General features: G+C 34.5%; 14 protein-coding genes and 1 tRNA gene. 6 read left to right on the forward strand and 9 right to left on the reverse strand.

The annotated features are described in order from the left end of the window. Positions 1-88 precede the first annotated feature (88 nt). The 8 genes from HRU50_RS09995 to HRU50_RS10030 form a co-directional block, all read right to left on the reverse strand. On the reverse strand, positions 89-1,867 hold the full coding sequence (locus HRU50_RS09995) for an alpha-amylase family glycosyl hydrolase (protein ID WP_296350900.1): 1,779 nt from the start codon (positions 1,865-1,867) through the stop codon (positions 89-91). Between the two features lie 115 nt (positions 1,868-1,982). Next, on the reverse strand, positions 1,983-4,418 hold the full coding sequence (locus tag HRU50_RS10000) for a TIM-barrel domain-containing protein (RefSeq protein ID WP_296350778.1): 2,436 nt from the start codon (positions 4,416-4,418) through the stop codon (positions 1,983-1,985). Between the two features lie 216 nt (positions 4,419-4,634). Next, a complete protein-coding gene (locus HRU50_RS10005) occupies positions 4,635-5,615 on the reverse strand; it encodes an alpha/beta hydrolase-fold protein (protein WP_296350779.1) in 981 nt (326 codons plus the stop codon). A gap of 2 nt (positions 5,616-5,617) precedes the next feature. Beyond that, positions 5,618-7,567 carry a glycoside hydrolase family 13 protein gene (locus tag HRU50_RS10010; RefSeq protein WP_296350781.1) on the reverse strand — a complete coding sequence of 650 codons (1,950 nt, stop codon included), beginning with the start codon at positions 7,565-7,567 and terminating at the stop codon, positions 5,618-5,620. A 57-nt stretch (positions 7,568-7,624) separates the two neighbouring features. Next, positions 7,625-9,931: a glycoside hydrolase family 65 protein gene (locus HRU50_RS10015; RefSeq protein WP_296350783.1), complete on the reverse strand. Its 2,307-nt coding sequence runs from the start codon at positions 9,929-9,931 to the stop codon at positions 7,625-7,627. 25 nt (positions 9,932-9,956) lie between these two features. Next, on the reverse strand, positions 9,957-10,613 hold the full coding sequence (gene pgmB / locus HRU50_RS10020; RefSeq protein WP_296350785.1) for a beta-phosphoglucomutase: 657 nt from the start codon (positions 10,611-10,613) through the stop codon (positions 9,957-9,959). Further along, positions 10,606-11,991 carry an MFS transporter gene (locus tag HRU50_RS10025; RefSeq protein WP_296350787.1) on the reverse strand — a complete coding sequence of 462 codons (1,386 nt, stop codon included), beginning with the start codon at positions 11,989-11,991 and terminating at the stop codon, positions 10,606-10,608. The genes pgmB and HRU50_RS10025 overlap by 8 nt, the downstream gene beginning before the upstream one ends. A gap of 132 nt (positions 11,992-12,123) precedes the next feature. Then, a complete protein-coding gene (locus HRU50_RS10030) occupies positions 12,124-13,170 on the reverse strand; it encodes a LacI family DNA-binding transcriptional regulator (RefSeq protein ID WP_296350789.1) in 1,047 nt (348 codons plus the stop codon). Positions 13,171-13,453: 283 nt separating this feature from the next. On the opposite strand from HRU50_RS10030, the gene HRU50_RS10035 reads away from it, so the two are divergent. The 4 genes from HRU50_RS10035 (at position 13,454) to HRU50_RS10050 (ending at position 22,384) form a co-directional block, all read left to right on the forward strand. Next, a complete protein-coding gene (locus HRU50_RS10035) occupies positions 13,454-16,507 on the forward strand; it encodes a TonB-dependent receptor (protein ID WP_296350791.1) in 3,054 nt (1,017 codons plus the stop codon). A gap of 11 nt (positions 16,508-16,518) precedes the next feature. Further along, positions 16,519-18,075, forward strand: coding sequence for a RagB/SusD family nutrient uptake outer membrane protein (locus HRU50_RS10040; protein ID WP_296350793.1), 1,557 nt, complete (start codon positions 16,519-16,521; stop codon positions 18,073-18,075). A 19-nt stretch (positions 18,076-18,094) separates the two neighbouring features. Then, entirely contained in the window at positions 18,095-19,444 is a 1,350-nt protein-coding gene (locus HRU50_RS10045; RefSeq protein ID WP_296350795.1) for a SusE domain-containing protein, read from the forward strand. 66 nt (positions 19,445-19,510) lie between these two features. Beyond that, positions 19,511-22,384 carry an alpha-amylase family glycosyl hydrolase gene (locus HRU50_RS10050; protein ID WP_296350797.1) on the forward strand — a complete coding sequence of 958 codons (2,874 nt, stop codon included), beginning with the start codon at positions 19,511-19,513 and terminating at the stop codon, positions 22,382-22,384. Positions 22,385-22,564: 180 nt separating this feature from the next. Here the strand turns inward: HRU50_RS10050 and HRU50_RS10055 are convergent. Then, positions 22,565-22,646: transfer RNA gene (locus HRU50_RS10055), tRNA-Leu, on the reverse strand. 124 nt (positions 22,647-22,770) lie between these two features. On the opposite strand from HRU50_RS10055, the gene HRU50_RS10060 reads away from it, so the two are divergent. After that, on the forward strand, positions 22,771-24,159 hold the full coding sequence (locus HRU50_RS10060; protein ID WP_296350801.1) for a dipeptidase: 1,389 nt from the start codon (positions 22,771-22,773) through the stop codon (positions 24,157-24,159). 115 nt (positions 24,160-24,274) lie between these two features. After that, on the forward strand, positions 24,275-24,640 hold the full coding sequence (locus tag HRU50_RS10065) for a BlaI/MecI/CopY family transcriptional regulator (protein WP_296350803.1): 366 nt from the start codon (positions 24,275-24,277) through the stop codon (positions 24,638-24,640). The last annotated feature ends 53 nt before the right edge of the window (positions 24,641-24,693 follow it).

Raw genomic sequence — 24,693 nt, forward strand, 5'->3', positions numbered from 1 at the left:
AATGCCACCAATTTTCATTAATTCTTTTATGAGATTCCAGCTTGCGCGTCAGCTAAAGGTTCAGCGAACGCGGACGCAGGAATGACAACTATTTTTCAATTTTTAAAACAAATGATTCTAACGGCTTAACGTCTATTCTAACTTTTGCCCTACCATTTTCTACTTTTAATATGGATCTATATTCATTGTACAACTGATCGATAACTTTATATTCATTATCCTGAAGTTCCAATTTAGAAACTAAGTCTTCTGGTAATTGCAACTCAAAACCATAAGTATTATCTGCATTAAAGTTTGAAACCACAATCAATTGCTCCTCTTCACTCCAACGAACAAAAGACAGCACTTTATCATTATACCACTCTGTATTACCGTGATTATACAATTGAATGTCTTGATAGTCTCCCATTAAGGCAGAGCTATTAATTGTAAAATTCAATAGTCGTTTATAAAAATCTCTTAATTCTAATTCTTCTTTGGTTGATTGTCCTCCATCAAAGTTTTTGTTATTTACCCAACGCACAAGACTTGGCACAGAGCCATAATCGAAAATTGAAGTACGTGTTGGGTCACCAAATCCTAAATCTTCATTTCCAGGCTCACCAAATTCTTGTCCAAAATAGACCATAGTTGGCGCTGTTGTAGAAGTTGCAGACACAACCATTGCTGGTTTTCCTTTTAAAGCATTACCTGCAAAATCTGAACTAGCAATTCGCTGCTCATCGTGATTTTCTAAGAAATGAAGCATATGATGCTCAATATCTCTTAACTCATCTAAAATTGGTGGAATATTATCGGTACTTCCATGTCCTTGTATGACGTGTTTTAGGGTATCATACAGTTGCACTTTATCATACAGATAATCCATTTTTCCTTTTTTGATATAGTCTCTATACAAATGTGGTTGATACACTTCAGCAAGTAAGAATGCATCTGGATTAGCCATTTTAATATTAGAATTCATATAACTCCAAAACTCAACAGGAACCATTTCTGCCATATCAAATCTAAATCCGTCAACACCTTTTTCAGTCCAGTACAATGCAATGTCTTTAAACTTTACCCAAGAACTCGGAATTGCTTTATCTTGCCAAAACTCGTAGTGCTTTTTATAATCTTCGTTTTCAAATCCTTGTGGCAACTCACTAAAGTCTTTTCTTCCGTCAGGACTTACACCGTAATTTACTTTTACAGTTTCGTACCAATCTCCAATACTTGGTTGTGAAGCTCTTGAACCGTTACCTGTCCATTTTGCAGGCACTTCTTCAAACTTACTATCTGCCATTGGATGGTCTTCACCACCTAATGGTTGGTATCCATTTTCCCAAACTGGCACTTTAAATGCTTCACCAGGATTATAATAGAAATTATTATTGATATCGTACTGAACCGTTTTATCATCTTCAGCACCAAAATCTGTAGTACCTTCTGGATTTGTTAAACTCTTGTAGTTACGTGCAACATGATTAGGTACAATATCTATTAGCACTTTTAAACCAACCTTATGAGTACGCTCAATTAAAGCTTCAAACTCTTGTAAACGGTTATCAACATTTTCCGCCAAATCTGGATTTACATTGTAATAATCCTTTACGGCATAAGGCGAACCTGCACGACCTTTTACAATATCTGGATCATCATTACCAATTCCGAATTTTGTATAATCTGTAATAACATCGTGATGCGGGACTCCTGTATACCAAATATGCGTTACACCTAAATCTTTAATTTCTGCTAATGCTTTATCTGTAAAGTCATTAAATTTCCCAACTCCATTTTCTTCAAGTGTTCCCCAAGGTTTATTCGTTGTATTTGTGTTTCCAAATAATCTTGTAAAAACTTGATACACAACTTCTTTCTTCTTCATTTCAATTTTTGGTTTTGTAGGTTCTTTAATTGTTTCTTTTGAATCATTCTTACATCCAAAAAAACTAAAAATGACAAAGGATGCTATAATTGATTTATAGTATTTCATTTTTGGATTATTTTTTAAATTTTATTTTAATTTCTTTCTCTTCTGAAGTATCCCAAACTATCTTCAGCATTAAAGTTTTGTACTTTTCGTTATACTTACCTTCAATTTTCTCTTTGCCAAACTTGATGCGTTTTGGTGCCTTTAGAATATTATGAAGTGTCAGCTCTATCGTTTTTGTTTCTGCTCTATAGTTTTTAGCTGTTTCTGCTTCAAACTCAATTTCCATGCACCGTTTTCCTTTTTCAACTTCAAATTCTAAAATTTGATATTGTTCTTTTTCAATAGGATTCAATGTTTCACCATCATCAAAATAGAATTCGCGTTCAGACTCCATTACAGTTTCATGATTATAATACTGTAATTGCATGTAATTAGGATCGTAATCTTTAGTGGATTGCATTGAAGACTGCGCCAACGGCATAAATGCTCCAGCTCTAATATATGTTGGAATGTAAGCTTCGTACAATTCAACAGTCTTTGTTTGACCGCCTTTAATAGCTTCGTTGTTTTCAATATTAAACCAATACGACCCTTTTGGAAAATACACGTCTTGTGTTTTCTTACCAGCTTCTAAAACAGGTGAGACTAAAATGTCATTTCCCCATAAATACGCTTCAGAATAACCAAATAACTCTGGGTTGTCAGATTCTTCAAAAAACAATGGACGCATCAATGGTGTACCTTCCATATGGTTTTGTGCCATTAAATTGTAATTGTATGGCAGCATTCTGTAGCGCATTTCAATAGCATATTTTGCTAAGCGTTTTGCTTTATCACTTCTAAATACTGGTTCGCTAGCTACATCTTCTTGCGCGTGTGGTCTGTAAATAGGTTGAAACACACCATACTGTAACCAACGTACATAAAGCTCGTCATCTAGATTAGCACCAGCAAATCCACCTAAATCTGAATGCATATACGCAACACCTTGCATTCCCATTTGAAGTGATATTTTTGGTTGTGCTTGTAATCCTCCCCAACTTCTACTCACATCACCTGTCCAAGGAATCATTCCATAGCGTTGAGAACCAGAGTAACCAGCTCGCATTAAAATAAAAGGACGCTTGTTAGGCTGTGCTTCAATACTAGCTTCATAAACGAGTTTTGCCCAATCGTGACCATAAGTATTATGAACTTCATCTGCAGAACCTGTTGCGTGTTGTACCCAACCTGGATGTACTTCTGGCTCTCCTAAATCTCCCCAAAATCCTGTAACACCAATATTAGATAACCCTTTGTAAATATTTTTAAACCACGAATTTCCTTTATCAGAATAGATATCTACAATACCTGTATTCCCAAAATAGAAATCATAAGTCGCAGGCTTACCAATAGAATCTTTAGCTAAAACATCTTCGGCAACTGCTTCATTCCAACGGTTAGATGTTGTTAGTATAAAAGGTTCTGTAATTAAAATGGTTTCAACATCATTACTACGTAAATCCTTAATCATTTGCTTAGGGTTTGGGAACGAATCTTTTAAAAACTCTAGGTTTCCCATTGTACCTTGAATCTCTTTTCCAAACCAATACAAATCCAAAATAATGGCGTCTACAGCAATACTATCTTCTTTAAATTTTTGAATGGTTTCAACAGTTTCTTTTTGTGTGTGATACCCAAATCGGCTAGAAAAATTACCTAAAGCCCAACGTGGTAACATTGGTTGTTTTCCTGTTAAGTCTGTATAATTTTCAACCAAATCATACCAAGTTTCACCAACAATAATTTGATAGGTTTTACGACCAGAAATGGTTTCGTAAGTTAAGGTGTTATCTTTTTTACTATCAAAGTCTAAATACCCAATTGGTGCATTATCAAAATGAATCATATACTTATTTGATGACACCACAATTGGCATTGTGTAATTCATTAGTTTAGAATCTGTTTGATAACCATAATGTGCTCTGTTGAATAATGGCAATCTGTGTCCTCGTCTATTCATATCTAGCGCTCTTGCACCTGCACCAAAAAGGACTTCGTCTTCAGTAAGATTGAATTCTATTTTTTCAGTTTCATCTGCTACGATATTACCCTTTACCAAATCCATTAGTACATGCGCAGATTTAAAATAACCTCTCTTTTCTGAAGTTATCTCGTCTCCATCATAAGTATAGCTTATTTTAAAAGGACTAGTTGTAATGGTTACCGAAATGCCTTCACTACCATAAGTAATATCATTGCCTACATAACTGTATGTTGTTTCAACCTTTTTCGGCTTCATAATTACAGCGTGAGATTCTGAACTCAAACTTTCTCCTTTAGGAATAAATGTAGTTTCTAATATTTCAGAATCATAAAATTGAAACTGATAAACTCCATCATTCGTAGTTACTGTAAACATCCCATTTTCTTCTCTATGAGATTCATAAATACGGTTTGGATTTTGCGCCGAAACAAAAATGCTGAGCAATAATGCTGTTATTATAAATGGTATTTTTTTCATCTTTTAATTTATGTTCATTCATTTTTGTCTTGACACAAAAACGAACCAAAAAAGTCAAATTAAAATGAGGAATTTTTCAATATCTTTTCGCATATTGAAAACCATAAAATAAAATCTAAATTCAGTCCAAGGTTTCCTAAATTATTCACGATTTGATTTTATCATTCTTCATTTAAATAGTATCGATGCTTCGCATCGATTATTATACTACTACTCTTATCTCTTATTACCCAATAAAAAAATCAATGGGACATCTAAACGTTCATTCCATGAGTTTTCTGAATGGTCTGTACCTTCAAAAAATAGATTTCTAGAATCCATTAAACCATAACCTTTTTCTTGTAAAATCTCATCTACACTTGGTGCAAATTGTGGATAATGAGCATCTAAAGTGAGATTACCATAATCAAAATATACTTTGTGACTTCCTGCTTTTGGGAAATGGTCTTTCATATAATCGAAAATTGCCTTAGGATGCGGATTATTATCTACTGGACTTGCACCAACCCAATGTGTAGAAAGACAACCTGCACCAGCGAAAACATCTGGATATTCCGAGATGGCATACATAGACATTAATCCGCCCATACTTGAACCCATCACAAACGTATTGGCCTTATCTGTATGCACAGCATAGTGCCTATCTATCATTGGTTTTACCTCTTTAACAAGGTGTTTTAAATAGTTATCACCATTTAATTTTATATTCTTCTGTCCTGCAATATCTGTCAACGAATCTTGAACCTCTTTCTCTAAATAATCAAAAGATTTTTGTGGAAATAAATCTTGCCAACGCTCTTGTTGAATGTTATGAATAGCGACTACGATAAAATCTTTAGTTTCATCAGCATCCATTAGCTCGGTTGCCCATTCATCTACTTTCCATTCTTGTTTATTCCATGTGGTAGTACTATCAAATAGCATTTGACCATCGTGCATGTATAATACAGCATACTTTTTGTCTTCTGAATAGTCTTTTGGCAACCAAACATCTACAGGTCTTGGTGTAATATAATCTGAAGGAAAACTATCAATTCGCATTAATTTACCTGCAAAAAGTTTAGCTTCCTTGAGGTGTTTAATATTATATGCCATATCACTTTTCACTTCTTCTTTAGCTACTGGATTTTGTTTTTCTTCATTTTTACATGAATAGATTACAACGCAGCATGTTATGAGAACTATTATTTTTTTCATTATTACATCTTTGTGGTGAATATATAAGTGCCTTTACTATCTAACTTTAAAACATCTGACCAAACAAATGTTTCACCTGAAATGATATTCTTTAACGTCTTGCCTTTTAAATTTAGTTCTTCAAAACGGTCTAATTGTAAATCAAAAGATGCTTCGTTCTTATTCAAAATATGAACTACAGTTTCTTCATCATTATATCTTGCTAATAAATATGTATTGTCTTTAGGTGCATAATGTAAAGTCTTACCATTATGAATGGCTTTACTTCCCTTTCTATAGTTCATTAACTTAGTGACAAAGGACTGCATGTCTTTCTTTTTATCGTCTAGGTTTTCACCAGTAAATGCATTTGTTGTATCTCCTTGCCAACCACCAGGAAAATCAGTACGTATTAAACCATGGTCACCAGGTTTGGCAAAGTCGTCCATTAAAATCTCGGTTCCATAATACATTTGGAACGATCTTGGCAACACCGCATAATAACTCAATGCCATTTTAGTATTGGTAATGTCCCCATCCATTTGAGTGAAAATGCGACTCATGTCATGATTATCTGGAAACACTAATACATCTTCTGGTCGAGTGTAAATAAAATCATTAGCTAACGCTACATATAATTCTTTAAGACCTGTTCCCCAAGTTTCTTCATTTTTAAGACCTGCAACAACACGTTCTTGCATAGCGAAATCCATAGTAGAACGTAAATTAGAATCGTAACCATCAGGGTTTTCATGACCATCTTGCCAATAGGCTATTAGCAAGGGATTTGTTGACCATTCTTCTCCTACAATATTGAAATTTGGATATTCAGCCATAATTGTACCAGCCCAATCACTCATAAAATCTTTATCTGGATACGGATATGTATCTTGACGAATGCCGCCAAGTCCTAAAGTTTCAATCCACCAAATACTATTTTGAATAATGTATGTAGCCATAAATGGGTTGCGCTGATTAAGGTCAGGCATTCCAGCAACAAACCAACCATCTGTCATTTCTTTTTTATCAATAGTAGAAGCATAAGCATCTTGGTTAGATGTACGTCTATGAGATGACCTTTTTACAATGTCACTATTCCAAGTATCTATATTAGCTTCATAATGTTCTTGGTAATTTACCCAATCGCTAAATGGTAAATCTTTCATCCACCAATGCTCTAAACCACAGTGATTCGCCACTTGGTCCATAACTAATTTCATATCTCTAGCTCTAAGCTCATCTGCTAGTTTTCTGTATTCTTGTAAGGTTCCAAAACGAGGATCAACTTGATAGTAATCAGTTTGAGCATAACCATGATAAGAACCTTGTGGCATATCGTTAGTTAACATTGGACAAGGCCAAACTGTTGTAAATCCTAAATCTTTGATGTAATCTAAATTATTTGTAATTCCTTCAATATCTCCACCATGTCTTGCATAACCATCTGTTCTGTTAATACCTTGTTCATTCAAACCTTCAACAGAATCATTTTCTGGATTTGCATTCGCAAAACGGTCTGGCGTGATTAAATAAATAGCGTCTGAACTATTAAAACCTACAAACTCTTCATCTGATTTCTCTCTAGATTTTAACTCATAAGTATGCGTTAGTTCTTCGCCTTTATCATTTTTAAAGGTGATATCAAACTTTCCTTCAGTAGCTGCATCTAAAACTGTAATATCTAAAAACAAATAGTTTTCACTTTTCTCTGCTTTATGCACTTTATCTAGTGACACTCCTTTGTAAGTTATTGAAGGTGTATAGTTACCTATACTTGGATGATGCACTAGTAATTGAACTTGTGGACCTCTCATACCAATCCACCAATTTGGTGGCTCAACTCTATTAAGAGATGTATTTGTCACTTCTGAATGCTCTGCCTTTTGCTCTGGTTCTGTAGTTTTCTCTGTTTTACAAGAAAACAAACAGCAAATCGCAAAAAGGAATACGAATTGGTGGGTTAGTTTTTTCATATGTAAGGATTTAAAAAAGCCTGCTGCAATTTTGCAGCAGGCCTTTAATAATTTTATTTATACAGTAACCAAGCTGTTAGGCTTTATGGTTACTGGAAGCGAATTCACTAATATATCAAGTTCTTTATCACCTTCTAATTCAAAATCAGTCTTATCCTTACCAATATTAACTTTTAATATTTGGTGTCTGAAATTAACTTTAAAAGAATAACCTTCCCATTGCCCTGGAATTTTAGGTTCAAAAGATAATTTTCCATTAACAACACGCATGCCCCCAAAACCTTCAACGATACTCATCCAGGTACCAGCCATCGACGTAATATGTAATCCTTCATGAACTTCGTGGTTGTAATCATCTAAGTCTAAACGCGATGTTCTTAAATAGAAAGTATAGGCTTGCTCCATTCTATCTAATTTAGCAGCTTGAATACTATGCACACATGGTGATAACGAACTTTCGTGAACTGTAAATGGCTCATAGAAGTCAAAATGACGTTCTAACTCTTTGGTCGTAAAATGGTCTTCGAAGAAATAAAAACCTTGAAGTGTGTCTGCTTGCTTAATGTATGGTGAACGCAAAATTCTATCCCAAGACCAATGTTGATTAATTGGTCGTTGCGTTTGGTCTAAATCTGCAACCGTAATTAATTCTTTATCTAAGAAACCGTCTTGCTGTAAGTATACATTATGCTTTTCTGAATATGGGAAGAACATGTTGTCTGCAACCTTTTTCCATTCAGCAACTTCAGACTTAGAAAGTCTTACTTTATTCATTATACGTGTATAATCCGTAGCGAATTCAGCTTCAATTTTATCTATATTTTCAACCGCATAATCTATACACCACTTTGCAATATAGTTGGTATACCAGTTGTTGTTGATGTTATTTTCGTACTCGTTTGGTCCTGTAACACCAAGAATTACATACTTATCTTTATCTGTTGAGAACGTTGCTCTTTGATGCCAGAAACGTGCAATACCGATAAGTACTTCAAGTCCCATTTCTGGAATATAGCTGTAATCGCCTGTATAACGATGGTAGTTAAAAATGGCAAAAGCAATAGCTCCATTTCTATGGATTTCTTCAAAAGTAATTTCCCACTCATTATGGCATTCTTCACCATTCATGGTTACCATTGGATACAAAGCTGCACCTTTAGTAAATCCTAATTTTTCAGCATTTTCAATAGCTTTATCTAAATGCTTGTATCTATAAGTCAATAAGTTTCTGGCAACACTTTGGTCTTTTGTAGCCATATAAAATGGAATACAATAGGCTTCTGTATCCCAATAGGTACTACCACCATACTTTTCGCCAGTGAATCCTTTAGGTCCAATATTCAATTTAGCATCAGTACCAAGATAGGTTTGATTTAAATGGAAAATATTAAAACGAATACCTTGCTGGGCCTTTATATCACCATCTATCGTGATATCTGCCATTTCCCAAATCTTAGCCCAAGCTTGTTTTTGAGCATCCAATAAGGCTGAAAAACCAGTGCTAACAGCGTTATCTAATGCAGATTTTGCTGCTGCAACTAAACCGTTTTTGTCATGATTTCTATCTACAGTATAACCACCATATTTGTTGATGGTAAAAGTTTCTTCTTTATTGATTGATATTTTATAGATAAAACTGATTTTATTATCAGTTTTAACTGTTTGTGGCTGTAGACCAACATTTTGACCATCTACAAGACATTCTGACTGCATAAACGTACAGGTATGAAAATCTGTTTTCATCGTTTGTGCTTCAATAAATGCTTGATTATTTTCAACAGTTAGATTTGAGATATTCCAAAATTGGTCATCCCAATTACTATCTTCGTTTGTAATACCAGCGTCTATATAAGGTGTTATGACAAGTTGTGCATTTTCGTTTAAAGGTTTAATTGAATACTCAATAGCTCCTACTTCATCAATATCTAAACTCAGAAAACGCTTAGTTGCAATTAATACTTCATTACCATTTTGAAGTGTTGCTTTAAAACTTCTAGATAACCAACCTTCTTTCATGTTGAGTTCTCTCTTGAAGTTTTCAACTTTCGCACAAGATAGTAGGTCTAATTGCTCACCATTAATATTAACATCAATACCTATCCAACTTGGTGCATTTAATACCTTCGCAAAATATTCAGGGTATCCATTTTTCCACCAACCAACTCTGGTTTTGTCAGGATAGTATACACCCGCAATATAGCTTCCTTGAAATGTTTTACCGGAATAGTGCTCTTCAAAATTAGCACGTTGACCCATTGCTCCATTTCCTATGCTAAAAATACTTTCAGACGCTTCTACGTGATCTGCATTGAAGCCTTCTTCAATAATAGACCATTCATTGGGTTTGATATAATCTAAGTTCATTTATACTTTGATTTAGTTGTAGGTTTTATTTGTCAATTAATGATTGTAAAAATTCATTTGAGATTTCTGTGAAGTCCTTAAACACATGATTAGCGTGTCCTAGAACATTTTTACTACCTATACCGATTGAAATCATATTTGCAACATTTGCGGCTTCAATACCTGCAACTGAATCTTCAAATACAATACAATCTTCTGGATTGATATTTAAAAGTTTTGCGCCAATTAAGAATACTTCTGGGTCTGGTTTTGCTTTAGTAACATCATTACCATCTACTATTTCTTCAAACTTTGATAGTAAATCGACTTTCTCAAGAATTGGTCTTGCATTTTTACTTGCAGAACCTAATGCGATAGCTTGATTGCCTTCAATTAAAAAATCAAGCACACGAGATACGTCTGGTAAAATCTCCGAAGCATCCATTTTATTGATGTACTGAAGATAATCTTCATTCTTATCGTGCATCAATTGTTGAAATTCAGTATCTGAAATTGTTTTATTTCCCCATGCTAAAATTTTCTCTAAAGACTTTATACGACTAACACCTTTGAGTTGTTCGTTTTGCTCGTGTGTAAAATCTATACCAATACTATTTGCAAGATTTTTCCATGCTAAGAAATGGTATTTAGCTGTATCAACTATTACACCATCTAAATCGAATATGAATCCTTTTTTATTCATCTGCAATTACAGTTTCACCTTGGTATGAGATTGCTGCTTTATTTGTTATAAGTAAATTTGACAATCCTGCTAAAACAAGACTAATTCCAGCAACCGTCATTGCATTGATAGCCTTATCGCCCAATAAACTAGAAATTGCATTAATACCGCCAAGTGCAGCTATTACTTGCGGTATAACTATGAACATATTAAATATACCCATAAACATTCCCATTTTTTTAGGATCAACAGAACTAGATAGCATAGCATAAGGCATTGAAAGAATACTTCCCCAAGCAATACCAATTAAAATAAAGCAATATTTTAGTTGCTCTGGACTTACTATATTCATTAATAAAAAGCCTGTTCCACCAATAAACAATGACATCATGTGAACATACTTACGGTTTATATTTCTCTTTGAAGTATAAAACACCAACAACAAAGCAAATGCCATTGAAGACAAACCATAAACGCCCATTGCTGAACCAACTAGATTGGAAGATTTTTGAAATGAAGTATTAGCAACATCAAACGCCTCTTTATCAGCCGGTATAGACATATTATAATTAGCTTCAATTGGTGCGGGAGTATCAAAGACATGTTCTGTTAAGGCCGGATTAGCTAAACTCCACATTGTAAAGAAAGCAAACCAACTAAAAAACTGGATTACGCCTAACTTCTTCATTGTCTTAGGCATATTTCCAATGTTGTTTACAATATCAGAAACAAAACTACTTTTCTGCTTTTTCTCTCTTTCAAATTCCTCCATATCTTCCGGAGGATATTCAGAAGTTGTAAACACAGTGTATAGAATACTAATTAAAAAGACAAAAGCGCCTATTGCAAAAGCTACTTTAACAGAATCTGGAACTACACCAACATCTGCAGAATCGCTTACACCAAATTGAGAAACCATCCAAGGTAAATTACTTGCAACCCAAGTACCTATACCAATAATTAATGTTTGCATCACAAAACCATAAGTCCTTTGAGATTCTACTAACTTATCTGCAACTAAAGCCCTAAAAGGCTCCATTGAAATATTTATAGACGCATCTAGCACCCATAAAAATCCAGCAGCAACCCATAAAGCAGGCGAATAAGGAACAAAAAACAACGCTATGGAGCTCAGAATTGCTCCGACTAAAAAATACGGTCTTCTCCTTCCCCATTTGGGACTCCATGTTCGATCACTCATGTAACCAATTATGGGCTGCACTAACAATCCTGTTAGGGGTGCTGCAATCCACAATATTGGTATGTCATGCTCATTAGCCCCAAGGGTCTGAAATATTCGTGACATAAAGCCACCCTGTAAAGCAAAACCAAATTGAATTCCTAAGAAACCGAAACTCATGTTCCAAATTTCCCAAAAACCGAGAATACGCTTTTTCATGAAATAGTATGATTTAATTAATACTATTCTGATAAGCATTACTTATCAAAACTTATTGTGAGAAGTGAAAATATAAGTCTTGATTTATCTTTACAAAGATAGACAATATTTTAAAATGGCAATGTTAAATGTCTAATTGGTTGATTCGCGTTCGACTAAATCTGTAGCAATTATTACAGTTTGAAACTCTTCTTCTTCGACATCATATTCGCGCTCTAACTTATCGATTAATAAGTCTGCAGCACGTTCACCCATATGCTGTGCATGTTGACTTACAGTGGTTAAACTAGGTGTTGCATGCTTCGACAACACACCATCTGTAAAACCAATAACCTGCACATCATTAGGAATGTCTAAACCGAGTTTTCTCGCTACCTTCATAGCAGATAATGCGTAAAGCTCATTTACTGCAAATACGCCATCAATTTCCTTATTTGATTTAAACAATTGCTCAATTTCAGCTTCTAAAGCATCTAGGTGTTCCTCAGAATCTAACTGATCATCTATTTTTAACATTAAACTAGATTGCGGCATTATTTTATGATCTTCAAGTGCTTCAATATAACCTTGAGTTCTTAGTTTACCAACACTCACATAGTCTTTAGTAGTGATTAAAGCTATGGATTTACAATTATTTTGAATGAGTTTTTCAACAGCTTTTTTTGCACCATTAAAATCGTCAACAATTACCTTGTCACACTTAATATCTGACACAACTCTATCAAACATAACTATCGGCATACCTTGACTCATCGTTTCATTAAAATGGTGATAATCTTGCATCTGCTGAGTTTCTTTTGAAATAGATAGTATAAAACCATCTATACTTCCATTCGCAAGCATTTCCATATTTATCACTTCCTTTGAAAAGGACTCATTTGACAAACCAATAATCACATTATAACCGCGCTTATTTGCCACCAATTCAACTCCTCTAATTACCTTAGAGAAAAAGTGATGTACAATTTCAGGAATAATAATACCTATGGTATTGGTCTTTCTATTTTTTAGGCTTAATGCAATGTTATTTGGCCTGTAGTTATACAGTTTTGCAAAAGCCTGTACTTTTTGCTTTGTATCTTCACTAATCTCAACACTATTTCTCAGTGCTTTTGATACTGTAGAAATTGATACATCTAATTCTTTCGCAATCTGTTTAAGGGTAATTTTTCTCTTCATTATTACTTAACATAAGGAACCTAAAAAGCGAATATAAACGAAAAAATAATTTTCACTGAATTATTGACCACGTAATTTTAACATGCTATAATTGACAAATACTTATTTTTTAAGTAAATTTCTATCCCACTCCTTAATATGAGGAAAGTTTTTAACACGAAAACGTTTTCGTGATATATATCATGTTCTGTAACATTCAAAACACATTAATTTTACATAGATTTAACCCGAAGAAGTGAAAATATAAATCTAATTAACTAAGCAAATAACTTAAATTCATTCTATGAAAACATTATTGAATGCTTTATTATTCTGTTTATTATTAGTACCCACAACACTGATGGCTCAATCAACCGTCACAGGTACTGTAACAGATAAAGCCGATGCTATGCCTTTACCAGGAGTAAATATCCTGATTAAGGGAACAACTAGAGGAGCATCTACCGATTTTGATGGTAAGTACTCTATTGAAGTTAATCAAGGTGAGACCATAGTAGTATCTTACGTAGGTTACAAAACACAAGAGATTGTTTTTGACGGACAATCTACTGTAGATGTATCCTTAGAGGAAGATGCCGCTCAATTAGACGAAGTTGTCTTAATTGGTTATGGTGCCACTACAAAAAAGGATGCTACAGGATCTGTTGATGTTGTATCGTCCAAAGACTTTAACCAAGGAGCAATTGTAAGTACAGACCAATTACTTAATGGTAAAGCTGCTGGTGTAAGAATAACCAATGCTGGTGGTTCTCCGGATGCTACACCAAACATTAGAATTCGTGGTGGTTCATCACTTAATGCTCAAAACAATCCATTAATTGTAATTGATGGTGTACCAATTGGTAATGACAATCCAGCTGGTGTTAGCAATCCACTAACACTTGTTAACCCAAATGATATCGAGAGTTTCTCAATCCTAAAAGATGCATCTGCGACTGCGATTTATGGTTCTAGAGCATCAAATGGTGTAATTATCATTACAACCAAAAAAGGTACTTCTGGGAAGCCGAGATATAACTTTTCTACAGATTACTCTTTCACAACTCTTGGTGATGGTATTGACGTAATGAACGGTGAAGAATTCACACGTTTCATTCAAGAATATCATCCAGACAGAGTTGGGCAATTAGGGGTTGCTCAAGGTTCAGTAGCTACTTCTGAAAATGTAATTCAGACATTAAATGGTCAAAATATTTACAATACAAATTGGAGAGATGCAATTACAAGAACTGCTAATACTTTCAATATGAACTTTAGCGCAAGAGCAAGTTTATTTGATAAGATACCTTTTAGAGGATCAGTTGGTTACACATTTGCTGAAGGTGTTGTTAAAAATGATGATTACGAAAGATTGACTATGTCAACCAAGTTAACACCTAAATTACTTAACGATAAACTTAAGATAGATATTAATGCTAAGAGTATTTTTGCATTTAAAAATGCTGTTGATGCAGGTGGTGCAATTAGAGAAGCGTTGACTTTTGACCCTACTAAACCAGTTTTTGACAATTCAGATAGTAATATTTTTGATGGTTACTACTTAACACTAAATCCTCCTGGAAACTTTGGTATTTTTCAAGCGAATCCTCTAGCACGGTTAGAGCAGAGAGAACGTCCTGAAAATGTATACAGATTTTTAGGTAACATTGAGTTTGATTACGAAATTTTATCGGAACTTAGAGCTGTAGTGAATTTTGGTATTGATGCTTCAGGATCTAGGATTGAAGAGCGTTTTGCTAACAATTCTTTCGAAACTTACCGATTAGACAATAACAGTGGTAATGGAATATTCAATCCAGGAATTAACTTTAGAGAATTCCAACACATTACCAATACTACGTTTGATGCATTCTTACAATACAGAAAAGAATTAACTGATAAGTTTGTTGATAGCTATGACGTACAAGTTGGTCATTCATACCAAAACTTTAAGAATGACGGACATCAAGACCGTTTCCAATACAACCCAACTACTGGTCGTAGGGAAGCTATTTTTAATCCAGATAACCCAAATTTCAGATATTATAATGTATTAAATCTTCAATCGTACTTTGCAAGAGCAAATATTAGCGTATTAGATAGATTCTTATTAACAGCCTCAGTTAGAGCTGATGCCTCTTCTCTATTTACAGAGGATAACCGTTGGGGTTATTTCCCAGCAGCTGCCTTAGCATGGCAAATAGACGAAGAGTCTTTCTTAGAAAATTCTGATTTTGTGAGTGCATTAAAATTAAGATTAAGTTGGGGTGAAACAGGTCAGCAAGACATTACAGGTGTAGTAGGTTTCTATCCCTCTATACCTTTATTCTTAGCAGGTGATGCAAACAGTAGATATTTACCAAACTCATCACTATATTCTGCTGAACCATTTAATCCAAATTTAACATGGGAAAAAACAACAACTTACAACGTAGGTCTAGATTTTGCATTCTTCAGTAATGGTCTATTATCCGGTTCCTTTGATGTTTATAAAAGAAATACAAGAGATTTATTAGCACAAGCACCAGTTCCTCCAGGACAAGCACTTACAAATGCTTTTATCGATAATATTGGAGAAACTGAGAGTGAAGGTTTTGAATTAAACTTAAACTTACAACCTGTAAATAATGATAATTTAAGAATTAACATAGGTGGTAACTTATCATATAACAATACAGAGGTGACCAACCTTAACGGTTTAAATGATATTAACGCTGGTGGTACACTTAGAGGTACTGGTGCAGATTTACTGCGTCATGCTGTTGGACAACAAGCAGGTAGTGCATACGTATTTAAACAAGTTTATGATGAGAATGGTGACCCAATTCAGAATGCTTTTGTAGACTTAAACGGTGACAATCAAATTACAGACGAAGATCGTTATTATGCTCAAATAGCTCCTAACTGGACATATGGATTTAACTTTAATGTAAATTATAAGAACTGGGATCTAAGTTCAAGCTTTAGAGGTCAGATTGGTGGAAATGTATACAACTTCTCTCAATTAGAGTATGGTTGGACTGATAGTGCAGCATTCTCAAGTCAAAACAACTTAACAAATGTTTTAAACTTCTACGATGGTTCTGCAAACGACGCTATCTCTAATGTAAATGGTAACATTCAATTTTCAGATTACTATCTAGAGGATGCTACTTTCCTAAGATGTGATAACATTGCTCTTGGATACAGATTCTCAGATTTAATAAAAGACGGATCTATGAGGTTATATGCTGCGGTAACAAACCCGTTTATTATAACTGATTATACTGGAGAAGACCCAGAGAATTTTGGTGGTATTGATAGAAATTTTTACCCTAGACCAACAGTATATACTTTTGGTGTAAATATTGATTTTTAAAAAAAAGAATTATGAAAAAAAGAATTTTAATTTTAATTAGTGTAGTTTTTCTAGGGATTACATCATCTTGTACAGATGATTTAAACACTGAACCTATAGTAGAACTTACATTAGAAGAATTATTAGCTGAGGATCCTAATGCTGTGGAAGGATTAGTATCTAGATTGTATGCATCGTATGCTTTATCTGGACCAAGTGGGCCAGGTAGCTCGGACATTGTAAGTCCTGATGCTGGTGAAGGAGCTTTTTTAAGAGCGATCATTAACTTGCAAGATTTTACTGCAGATGGAATGAAGAATAGATGGGGTGATGATGGTTTAGATCAGTTAACCACTACATCTATGTGGGATAGAAACAATAAGTTCTTTAGATTATTTTATGATAGAGCTTATTACACAATTCCACAGTGTAATAACTTCTTAAATGTATTGCAAATTGACGATTTCCCAGATGAAGAAAATATTGTAGCAGAAACACGTTTCTTAAGAGCACTTGCTTACTATAATATTATAGACGTATTTGGAAAAGGAGTTTTAGCAACTGAAGGAAACCTAGGTCAGTCTGAACCATTACCTGAAGCGACTAGACAAGAACTTTTTGATTACGTTGAGTCAGAGTTATTGGCTATTGAACCAGTAATTAGAGAAACGTCTAGTTATGGTAGAGCTAACAGATATGTAGTTGATATGCTTTTAGCTAAATTATATATGAATGCAGAAATTTACACAGGTTCTGCTAGATGGGATGATGCTGCGACTTATGTAAATAAAGTAATTAACGAAGGTGGTTATTCATTAGAGCCTAATTTTGTTAAAAATTTCTCTGCTGACAACAACACGTCTTCTGAGATTATTTTCCCTTTATTAGCTGAGTCTGTGACTAGTCAAAGCTACGGTAACACTACATATATAGTAAATGGTAGTTTAAGTGTTAACACAATGCCAATAGCGCAATTTGGCGCAACAGGTGGTTGGACAGGTCACAGAGCATCTAAAGGTTGGTACGGTCTATTTGGTGATAGTGCTGCTGCCTTAGAAAATTCAACTGATGTAAGAGCAAGTTTGTTCTGGACTCAAGGTCATAACTTTGAAATGAATGACTATAGAGAATGGACTGATGGTTTCCCATCGATTAAATTTAGAAATACTTTCTCTGATGGTTCTGGTAATGCTGTAGAGTTTTCTGCAACGGACTTCCCGTTCTATAGACTAGCAGATGCTTACTTAATGTATGCTGAATTAGCAATTAGAGGAGCTGCTAACACATCAATGGCCGATGCACTTAGCCTTGTTAATCAAGTGAGAACAAGATCTAGTGCCGCTGCTATATCAATGACAGACCTTACTTTAGACTTCATCATTGATGAAAGAGGAAGAGAATTAAATCTTGAAGGTCATAGACGTACAGACTTAATCCGTCATGGTAAATTTACAGGTGGAAGTTACATCTGGCCTTGGAAAGGTGGTACTGCTGCTGGTGCATCAATACCAGATCACTATAGAGTATTCCCTATTCCAGCAACTGCAATACAGGCAAACCCTAACTTAACTCAAAATACAGGATTCTAATTATATTAAATAAACAATGATGAAACGATTAAAATTTATATTATTAACTTTTATTGCTGTGATAGGTTTCACGGCGTGTGAAGAGGACGAATTAGAATTCGTCGCAAGTGAAGCTGAAGAAATTGAGTTTAATACTTCATTTCTAGAAAATTACTTACTTAATCCATCTATATCAAGTAACCTTGCAGAGCGTTTTACTTGGGATGATGCTAACTTTGATGTGCCAACAAACGTTACTTATTATTTACAAGGGGCAACTTTAGAAGATTTTTCTGATTATGTTGCTGGTGACAACCTTTATGACTTAGGTAGTAACGTAACTAACCCTGCAGCAAATGAAATTCCTGTAACAGTTGGTCAAATGATCAACCTTGCTACAGCAGCAGGTTTAGATTATAGCGATGGAAGTAATACTGGTGTATTATACTTTAGATTAATGGCTGTAATTGGAGATAACGGTTTACCTTCTTATTCATCAGTACAAGGACTTAACGTTGAGTTACTTGAAACTTCTGGTGGAGGTGGTTCTACTATCATGCCTTCTGAATGGGGTATTGTTGGTTCTGGTTATAACGACTGGGGAGGAGCTGGCCTTGACGGTGTGTTCTACACAACTGCAGAGGATAACGTTTTTGTAGCTTATGCTAATCTTATTGATGGTGAAATTAAGTTCAGAGCTAATAACGACTGGGGAACTAACTTTGGTGGTTCTGGTGGAACTTTAGTTGATGGTGGTGATAACATTGCTGTTACTGCCGGTGCTTACAAAATCACTTTAAATTTTAATGATAGTACTTACTTAATAGAGCCATTTACTTGGGGAATAGTTGGTTCTGGATTTAATGATTGGGGTGCTACACCAGATGCAAAATTCTACTACGATTACACTACTGATACTTTTAAAGTTGGTGTAAAATTAATAGATGGAGAGATTAAATTCCGTTTTAATAACGATTGGGGATTAAACTTTGGTGACACAGGTGCTGATGGAACACTAGAAGATGGTGGAGATAACATTGCTGTTACTGCAGGCTTCTATAACATTACTCTAGATTTAAACAATAATGCCTATACTATCGAAAGTGGAGACGTTTGGGGAATAGTTGGTTCTGGATACAATGATTGGGGTGCTACACCAGATTTTAGCTTTACACAGGTTAACCCTGATGTTTATGTTGCTGAAGTTGTAACACTTCTTGACGGTGAAATTAAGTTTAGAGCAAGTGAAGATTGGGGAACTAACTTCGGTGATACAGGTGCTGATGGCATATTAGATGATGGCGGTGACAACATTGCGGTAACTGCAGGTTTATATAGAATAACTATGAATCTTGCTGACAACTCTTATTCATTAAATAAAATTCAATAAGAAGAATTTATAATTAGTGAAAGGCTGGATATTGGTTTGTCCAGCCTTTTTTAAAATTCAAAAGCTATGAAAAAAACTTTACTTTCTTTTTGTTTACTTGTTTCCTTAATTTCATTTGGTCAGGTTACTATATCACCAAATCCTTTTGAAGTAGATGAATCTATTACGATCACTCTAAACACAAATAGTTCTGATACTGATTGTAATGGCTTTAGCAACCCATCAAAGGTATATTTACACTCTGGTGTAGGTGGAGCCAACCCTTGGACATATGTTATTGGTAACTGGGGACAAGATGATGGTGTTGGTGAAATGACCAATCAAGGTGGTGGTATTTGGAGCATCACATTGGTTCCTGAAACTTATTATGGATTAACACCTGCTCAAGCTGCAGGAGTTATTCGAATGGGAATGGTTTTTAGAAATGAAGATGGTTCTCAAGAACTCAAAGCTAGTGGATGTCAAGATTTTTTCTTTGATGTTGGTTCGTTCCAAGTTTCTCTGTCGTCGCCTACGGAAACTACCTCTATCATCAACTCTGGTGATGATTTAGCAATTACAGCTTCTAATATTGGAGGTAATGCAAATTATTCATTAAGTGCCAATGGTTCAGTAATTAATACTCAAACTGGTACTGACTCTTATTCATTTACAGATACTAATATTACCGTGAATACGTCATATGAACTTACTGCAGTTTTAAATGGCACAACAATTACACGTTCTTTTAGTGTTATCGTAGACCCAGGGCAAAACATTGGATTCATGTCTCAAGACTATGATGAAGGTATTAATTATATCGACGACAATACAGCTATTTTAGTTTTATATGCAACTGGTAAAGATTTTGTTTACGTAGCAGGTAGCTTTAACAACTATCAACCAGATACCACATATGCAATGAAGCAAGACTTCTCTAGAAATGTTTTTTGGTTAGAACTTACTGGCTTGACTCCTGGGCAATTAGAAACATATGAGTATTGGGTTGGTGATAAAACACCTGCCGCAAATTCACCTGAAATTGTTTATGTTTCTGATCCTTATTCAACATTGATACTTTCTGAATTTGATGATCCTTGGATTCCAGCTTCTAGTTATCCTAACCTTCCTACGTTTCCTCAAGAAGCGAAAGGTTTCGAAGTAACTTTATTACAAACTGGGCAAACTCCATACAATTGGCAAGTTCAGAACTTCAACAAACCTAAAAAAGAAGATCTAATTATTTACGAAGTTTTAGTTAGAGATTTTGATGCTGATAGAAATTATCAAGACCTCATTGATAAAATAGATTATTTCAAAAACTTAAATATCAATGCTATTCATTTAATGCCAGTAATGGAGTTTGAAGGCAATGAAAGTTGGGGCTACAATACGAGTCATCACATGGCTTTAGACAAGTACTATGGTACTGAAGATAAACTAAGAGAATTTATTGACACCTGTCATCAGAATGGTATAGCGGTAATTCTAGACTTAGTATTAAATCATGCATTTGGTCGTTCACCAATGGTAAGAATGTGGATGAGTGATCCAGATAATAATGGTTTTGGAGATCCAACCTCAGTAAACCCATATTTTAATACAGAAGCTAGACATAGTTATAATGTAGGATATGATTATAATCATCAAGCTCCTAGAGTACGTAATTACGTTAAGCGTGTGATTAAGCATTGGGTAGAAGACTTTAAAATAGATGGTTTCCGTTGGGATTTAACCAAAGGTTTTACACAAAACTGTCCTCCTGGACCAACTCAAGAAAGCTGTACTAATGGCTATCACCAAGATCGTATTGATGTCTTAAGAGAATATGCTGATTATGCTTGGTCTCTTGATAATACGCATTATACAATTTTTGAGCACCTTGGGCAAGATGGTGAAGAACAGCAATGGGCTAATTATAGATTAAATGACGGCCACGGTATAATGATGTGGGGTAAAATGACAGATCAATACAACGAGTTAACAATGGGTCAGAACGGTAATAAAAACTTTGACCGCATGGGACATTTGAGTCGTGGATTTACAGAACCTCGCTTATTAGGGTACCCTGAAAGTCATGACGAAGAACGTTTAATGTATAAGAACTTAGCGTTTGGTAACACAAGTAATTCAAGTCATAACGTTCAAAATTTAAATGTCGCACTTTCTAGAATGTCTGCTTTAGCAGCAGTTTCTGTAATGGTTCCTGGACCTAAAATGATTTGGCACTTTGGAGATTTAGGTATGGAAAATTCTATATTCACCTGCTCTAATGGCACAACAAACTTTCCTGGTGATGGTGATGGTAATGGTGATTGTAAGTTAGATACCAAACCACAGCCACAATGGGTTAATGATTGGTTAAATGATGCTGTTAGAAGCGAAGTCTATGCTGATTGGGCAAGATTACATCAACTAAAAATTGATGAAGCTGTATTTGAAGGTGACTATTCTATAACTTCTGGAAGCTTTACTCCTAGAATAGATATTTTTGACACTAATATTCCATCGTCAGAATTAAGAAATGTTATTATTCTTGCAAATTTTGATGTAGTCAATCAAACTGTAAATACCAACTTCCCTAGTGGTGTAACATCTACTTGGTATGATCTTATGGATCCAACTGGTAATACTACAATTTCTAATAACACTGCTACAATATCTATTCCTGCAGGTCAATTTAGAATCTTAGGGAATCAACCTTCGACATTAAGTATTCAAAATGAAGATTTAATAGGATTTAAAGTGTTTCCAAATCCAACTAGTACAGCATTTAATGTAAATGCCAATGTTTCTAATATAGAAATATATAGTCTTACAGGTAAACTTGTAAAATCTTTTAAAGGTGATTTTACGCAATCTGATAATTTTGATATATCAAATTTAAATACTGGTATGTACATTGTCAAAGTAGAAAATGCTAATAAACAAACTGAAACAACTAAGTTAGTCAAGCTCTAAATCAAAATATTAATATTAAAAGACTGCGCTCAGTTTAGCGGACTTTTATTTTAATTATAATTAGTTTCAATTAAAAAAGCTTCTCAGATTTGAGAAGCTTTTTTATTTATAGATAAGTAGTATTGTATACTTATAAACCAAAAAACGTTTCCCTCTATGAGAAACGTTTCAATCATTTTGTGCGGGCGGGGAGACTCGAACTCCCACACCTCGCGGCACTAGATCCTAAGTCTAGCGTGTCTACCAATTCCACCACGCCCGCAAAATGTCCCAATGTAATTATTGGGATGCAAATATAAACAATAGTTTGAATAATCAAACACCATTATCACAAGAAATATTCGGCTCAGTTTTTCTTATTTTTGTTAGAAAGAATACTTTAAATCATGCAAAAAATAAATTCCTATATCCAAGATCATAAACAACGATTTATAGATGAGCTTATAGAATTACTGAAAATACCTTCCATAAGTGCGGATTCTGCGTATAAAAATGATGTGCTGAACACCGCAGAAGCGATTAAATCAAGTCTTCTTGATGCCGGTTGTGATCATGTTGAAATCTGCGAAACTGATGGTTATCCTATAGTTTATGGCGAAAAGATAATTGATAAATACTTACCTACAGTGTTGGTTTATGGTCATTATGATGTACAACCACCAGACCCATTAGATTTATGGAATTCACCACCTTTTGAACCCGTAATTCAAAATACAGAGTTACATCCTGAAGGCGCTATTTTTGCTAGAGGTGCTTGTGATGACAAAGGACAAATGTATATGCATGTGAAGGCATTAGAATTTATGACACGAAATAATGAATTGCCGTGTAATGTTAAATTCATGATTGAAGGTGAAGAAGAAGTTGGAAGTGAAAATTTAGGAATATTTGTAGCCAATAATAAAGAGAAGCTCAAAAATGATGTCATACTTATTTCTGATACAGGAATGATTGCTAAAGATGTACCTTCAATTACAACAGGACTTAGAGGGTTGAGTTATGTGGAAGTTGAAGTTACTGGCCCAAATAGAGATTTACATTCTGGACTTTATGGTGGTGCAGTAGCTAATCCTATTAATGTGCTGACTAAAATGATCGCCTCACTTCATGACGAAAATAATCATATTACAATTCCTGGTTTTTATGATAAGGTTGAAAACCTATCTGACGCTGAACGTGCAGAAATGGCAAAAGCACCATTTTCATTAGAAGATTATAAAAAAGCATTAGATATTGATGCTGTGTATGGTGAAGAAGGTTACACAACTAACGAGCGTAATTCTATTCGTCCGACACTCGATGTCAATGGCATTTGGGGTGGCTACACAGGTGAAGGTGCTAAAACAGTAATTGCGAGTAAAGCTTATGCTAAAATTTCTATGCGATTAGTACCACACCAAGATTGGGAAGAGATTACTAACCTCTTTAAAACTCATTTTGAAAATATCGCACCAAAAGGTGTAAGAGTAAAGGTTACACCTCATCATGGTGGGCAAGGTTATGTTACACCAATAGATAATTTGGGTTATAAAGCTGCTTCAAAAGCATATGAGCAGACTTTTGGTAAAACACCAATTCCTCAGCGCAGTGGCGGAAGTATTCCTATTGTCTCATTATTTGAAAAAGAGTTAGAGAGCAAAACAATTCTCATGGGATTTGGTCTAGACAGTGATGCTATACATTCACCAAATGAACATTTCGGCATTTGGAACTACTTAAAAGGTATAGAAACCATACCATGGTTTTACAAATACTTTACCGAGTTATCAAAATAAAATCTAATCCGTTTTTTCTGAACGGATTTTTTTATTTCTATAAAATTCAACTCTACACTTGTAGAATTAAAATTATTATTCTACATTTGTAGAGTTAATTCTAAAATTGTAGAATATGCAACTGTCTAAAACCGAAGAACAATTAATGCAATACCTATGGAAACTAGAAAAGGCTTTTATGAAAGACCTTTTAGAAAGTTATCCAGAACCTAAACCTGCTACAACAACCATAGCAACACTTTTGAAGAGAATGATAGGTAAAGGTTTTGTGGATTACAAAACTTACGGAAAATCTAGAGAGTACTTTCCGTTAGTTAAAAAGGAAGATTACTTCTCTAAGCATGTAAATGGCATTATAAAAACCTTCTTTAATGATAGTGCTTCCCAATTTGCATCTTTCTTCACGAGGAAAACAGACTTAACTAAAGAAGAATTAGAAGAGTTAAAATCTATTATTGATCAAGAAATTAAAAACAAGTAATTATGGAAATGTATTTATTAAAATTTTCGGCTTGTCTATTGGTATTTTGGTTA

Origin of the sequence: Winogradskyella sp. (assembly GCF_013213835.1) — a bacterium.
Classification (GTDB): Bacteria; Bacteroidota; Bacteroidia; order Flavobacteriales; family Flavobacteriaceae; genus Winogradskyella.